The organism is Propionibacterium cyclohexanicum, from assembly GCF_900111365.1.
Lineage (GTDB): Bacteria > Actinomycetota > Actinomycetes > Propionibacteriales > Propionibacteriaceae > Propionibacterium > Propionibacterium cyclohexanicum.
This window is the reverse complement of sequence record NZ_FOGZ01000047.1, coordinates 1-4,929: the sequence shown is the minus strand read 5'-3', so window position 1 is coordinate 4,929 and position 4,929 is coordinate 1. Positions and strand designations below refer to the sequence as shown.

At 64.0% G+C, this 4,929-nt stretch carries 2 protein-coding genes; one reads left to right on the top strand and one right to left on the bottom strand.

The features are described 5' to 3' along the window. Positions 1-134: 134 nt before the first annotated feature. Positions 135-4,340 carry an RHS repeat domain-containing protein gene (locus tag BMX93_RS12495; RefSeq protein ID WP_483878448.1) on the bottom strand — a complete coding sequence of 1,402 codons (4,206 nt, stop codon included), beginning with the start codon at positions 4,338-4,340 and terminating at the stop codon, positions 135-137. A gap of 43 nt (positions 4,341-4,383) precedes the next feature. On the opposite strand from BMX93_RS12495, the gene BMX93_RS13010 reads away from it, so the two are divergent. After that, positions 4,384-4,527, top strand: a complete 144-nt coding sequence (locus BMX93_RS13010) for a hypothetical protein (RefSeq protein ID WP_177170238.1) — start codon at positions 4,384-4,386, stop codon at positions 4,525-4,527. The last annotated feature ends 402 nt before the right edge of the window (positions 4,528-4,929 follow it).

Here is a 4,929-nt window from a genome sequence, read left to right as displayed (position 1 = left end):
CCCTGGGCTTCCGCAACCTCACCAACTACATCGCCAGAAGCCTGCTCGAGACAGGCGGATTCAGACCCCAACTACACCCTCGATTGGGATGAGCCGGTTTCCGCTGATCTGTGTTCGATTTCACCATAGCTCCATCATCGACCGCCGCAATGTTTTTGTTGTTCGGGGCTGAGTTCGTTCCAGATACTTGATCCTATCCCCACAGAAGCCGGAGAGAGAGAAGCTGTTCCCCACAGTTTCGCCTGCCCCTCCAAGAACGAGCTGCTCCCCTCACCGGAGTCCCACAAAGCACTCCGCGTGGCACTGCCTGCCTCAGAAATCTCCTCATCACTGGCACCAAACGCACCCAGAATCCGCGCCACCTCACGCGCACGCCCAGCGACACTGACTGCCCGAAGCCCATCGTTCACAATATCGAATGCTGCGCCAAGACCTGCCGTGCTCTCGGCCATCACGTCAAGCCCGCAGGCCCCCGAGTCCTTCTCGACACCGAACCAGCCACCACAGTCCATCCCGGTCGCCAGCGCTCCGGCGGCCAGTGAAGCCCCTTCCAGAGCAAGCCCAATCGGTATGCCGATCCCGGTGCTGTCCACACCCAACCCGACAGCACCAAAAACCGCACTCGCTGCGCCCGCCACGAAAGCCTGCCAGGAACGTCCGGTGGGGTCTGTCTTATTGAGGGGGTCATCGCCGGTGTACACATAGGCCTGCCCGGTCAGCGCCACGAGAGGATCGACAGTGAGGAACACCGCCGTGGCCGGATCGTAGTAGCGGGCCTGAAGGTAGAGCAGCCCGGTCTCCGCATCCCTATACGCCCCAGCGAACAGGAACGACGTCGACGCGGTACCCGTGTGGGCGGTGACGGCACCCCACGGGCTGTACGCCCACGTCCCATCCACCACCCCTGCGCTGGAAGTCAACGCGACAGTGGAACCATGCGGATCCGAAAAATAGAACTGCTGGTTCCCCGCCCCCGACGCCGCGAACTGCTCCACCGGCGTCCCCGCAGGGCCATACACGAAATCCGTGGTCCCGTCCGACAAGAGCTGCGGCGTGGATCCGGCCGTGTCCCACACGAACACGGCCGTCACCGCGCCCACGGTCTTCGTGGCCCGCAACCCCGCCCCGTCATAGGTGTACGACGCCGACACCCCGCCCGACACGCCCGTCAACTCGCCAGCCGCATTGTACTGGTAGCCAGTCACCGACCCCGACGCCGGAGTCGACCCCGTCCGGCGCCCATTCGCGTCATACGCATACGTGGTGGCACCCGCCACCGGGGAACCACACACAGGGCTGCCCACCACGGAAGCCACCGACCAACACAACCGCCCCGCCGCATCAAACACCTGCGTCGATCCCCCTAGCGTCGTGGGATCACCCGCCTTGTCATAGCCGTTGGCCGTCGTGCCACCCGACACAGTCGACGACGCGAGCCTCTGGTCGGCGGTGTACGTGTAACTCGTCGCAGCCCCGGGAGCCCCCGACGACGGCGCCGTGCCAGTCAAATCCCCATCCTTGTCGCGAGTATTCGCGATCGACCCCAACGTCGTGGCGCCCCTCGCCAAGGTGCTCGCCGTGGCCCGATCGGCCCCGTCATAGGCCTGCGTCACGGTCGTGCCATTCCCCGCGGTCGTCGTCGTGAGATCACCATCCGGGTCATAACCGAAACTCACGGTCGCCGAGGACGCCCCCGGGTTCGTGACCGTTGCGAGCTGGCCGAGTTTGGTGAACCCGCGCGTGACCGTCCCCACCCCACCCGGATAGCTGACCGCCGTCGTGTTCCCATCGCCGTCATAGGCATACCCGACCGTGGCACCGGCCCCGTTGGTCTGGGAAATCAACTCTCCGAACACGTCATAGACATCACTAGACGTCCCTGTGCCGTCGACCATTGAGGTCAACCGCCCGTTCGCGTCATAGCTGTAGCGGGCGTCATGCGTGCTGTCCGAATACGACACCCTCGACAGGCGCCCATCCCCGTCATATTCATCCGTCGTCACTTGCCCACCCGGAGCCGCCGACGTGTGCACCCGACCCATGAGATCACGAGTGATCGTCGTCGTGTGCCCATCCGGATCGGTCGAGGTGAGTTCCTGACCCTGCGCATTGTAGGTATAGCCGGTGGCCTCGCCGTTGGCGTCGATGGTCTTCGCCACAGTCCCGTCCCCGTTGTAGGCAGTCGACGACACCGCCCCCGACGCCTGTGTCACACTGGTTGCCCTGCCGTCCCCATCGAAACCGGTCGCCGTTGTGTGCCCATTGGCGTCGGTGGACGACGTCTCGTGCCCATCCGCATCGAACGAGGCGGATGTGACGTTTCCCAGCGCGTCCGTTGTTGACGCCAGGTTGTCGTGGCTGTCATAGCCGAAACTCGTGCAGCCTGTCGCAGGCGGCTTGCATCCGACGGCGATGCCTGCGGCAACACCTTTCGCTGACACCATGCTCGTCTTCAACCCACGTGGGGTGTAGTAGCCGTACTTGGTCACATTGCCGGACGCGTCAGTGGTCGAGTTCGGTTGGCCATGACTGTCGTAACTGAAGGTCGTCGTGTTGCCGTCCGGATCAGTGATCGAGGTTGCCAGACCAGGTAGCGCCGCGTTTGCGTAGGCGCTTGTGGTCTGCCGCTGGTACGACGGGTTCAAGGTGTCATTCGCGGACTCTGCGGACTGTCCGTCCGAGGAGACGAGCACCTGGGTCGGGGCGCCCGCAGCGCTGTAGGTGGTGAACGTCTGCAGGCCGGTCGGGTCCGTGCTCGCGGTCACCTGGCCTGCCTGGTTGTACTGGTAGCTGGTCGTCTGCCCCGTTGCGTCGCTGACCGCGATCTGGTGACCTGCTGCGTCATAGCTGAACGTCTGGGTCGTGCCATCCGGATTGGCCTGCATCGCCACGCCCAGCGAGATGGGGTCGTACACATAAGACCACGTCGATGCCCCAGCAGCGCCGTAGCCCGCGGTTTTCGAGGTCAACAGCCCGTTGGTGTAGCTGTCCAAGACCTTGTGCCCAGCGGCGTCGGTGACCAGGGTCTGGCCGTTCGTCAGAGCAGGTGAGCTGGACGGGCCGTACAAGAAAGTCGTGGTTGCCCCGACTGGATCGGTCTGCGAGGTGACCCGCCCCGAGGTGTCGTAGACCATCGACATATGGGGAGCGCCCGATTTCGCCTCGTTCGCGGGGGTGGTCATGCTCGTCAACAGGTGTGCCGTCGTGTAGCCATAGACCGTGTGGTCCTGGTTGCCGTTCACACCGCCAGTGCGGGAGGTCCCCACGCCATAGACATCCGTCAGATCCCCGGCGCTGTTGTAGGCGTAGTCCACCTCCCTGGCTGCCGCGTCGACCACCTTGGAGATATGGCTGCCCGCCCAGGTAACCGTGAACGTCCTGCCCACCGGGTCGGTGATCGTCGACAGCTGCCCCGATGTGTTGTACGCCAGGCTCGTCCGGTAGGCGGAGCTGGCCGCCCGCCCGGCTTGGTCAGACTCCTCTACCAGATGCCCGGTGGAGGAGTCGAACACGTACTGCACACCTCCGTGGCGGGTGTAGTAGTAGTCCGCTCCGGATTTCGTCAGCGTCACGTCGTCGCGCGCCGGGGGCGTGTAGGTGCCCGACGCGTCGGTGAACACCACCTGGGAACCGTCCTCCTGCGTGACGGTCACGCTCCCGTTCGTGGCGTTCGTCGCAGCGGACAGGCCGTAGTTGTACGTCCAGCCCGGTCCGAACGCGCCATTCACGTGGTAGCTGCTCGCGGGGTTGGCGAGTGACGAGGTGTACGTGCGGGAGAGATTCAATGCCTCCCCGATTCCCGGAGTCGACAGATCGGTCGTCGTCTGGGTGAACGCTCCGGTGGCGGTGTCAACCGGATCACCGGCGAGGGATGCCGCGCAGCCGCACTGGATCATCGCCGGGTTCGATCCGGCAGGCTCGTCCTGCACGGTGGGTGGGCCGCCGATCGGGCTTCCGGGTGTGCCGCCCTGCGGCACGAAGGCGACCGAGTCGAATGCCACGTCGTAATGGCCCGCCGACATGGAACTCACGTTCGACAACGACACGGAGCCGCCGTTCTGCATGGCCACGGTGGCGATCGGCACCCACTCTTCGCTGCCGAAGTCCTGGTTGACGCGGATTTTCCAGGGCGAGGCATTGCCGCCGGGGTTAATTGTGTAGACAATATCAGTCGCCGCTGCCCCCGACGCGGGAATGTGCACCATCACTTTGTAGTATTGCAGGCTCGGCAGTTTTGGCGTCCAAGTACCTGTGTTGACAAGTGTTGTTGCAGATGCAGGCTCAGTATGGGTGAACAGGATGTACCCATCGAAACCGCTACCGAGCTGGTGAGTGTCCACGTCCCCGATCGGGTTCCCTGAGCTATCGGTTCCCGGGCTGTATGTGAAATTTCCCCCATTCGACCAGTTCTGTCCTGTACAGCCCTCGTCGTTGTCTGCGATGTTCGACAACACCGATACGATCACCGTGCTCGACGGCAGGATCGAGGTATTCGCCGTGCACGTCGGCGAATACCGGGCTATGTAGGTCGGCATCGGCGTGGACGCGTTCGTCTCGTAGTTCGACGTCGCACAGGTCGAGGCGCAATCAGCGATCCACGACACCGGCTGGTGCCACCAGCACTCCGAGTCCCCCAACGTGCACCCAGTCGCCGGCGTGCAATCGTTGCCTGCGGAACAGAAAGTCGCGAACGGGGCGATCTGCAGCCAGGACTGCCCGCCGTGATAGGTCGGCGGATCGTAGGCCACATAGCTGTAGCGGATGATCGAAGACCCCATCCAGCCCATGATCCGCTCCTGATAGGGCCAGCTCGACGGATGCGCCGCGTCCGCATTGAAGCGCCCCAGGTTTTCGGCCGCTCCTATGCGGGTTGCGGCTCTCGGTTGAGGGCTGCGTAGTGGGCGTGCTCGAACTCGGCGGGTGTGGCGT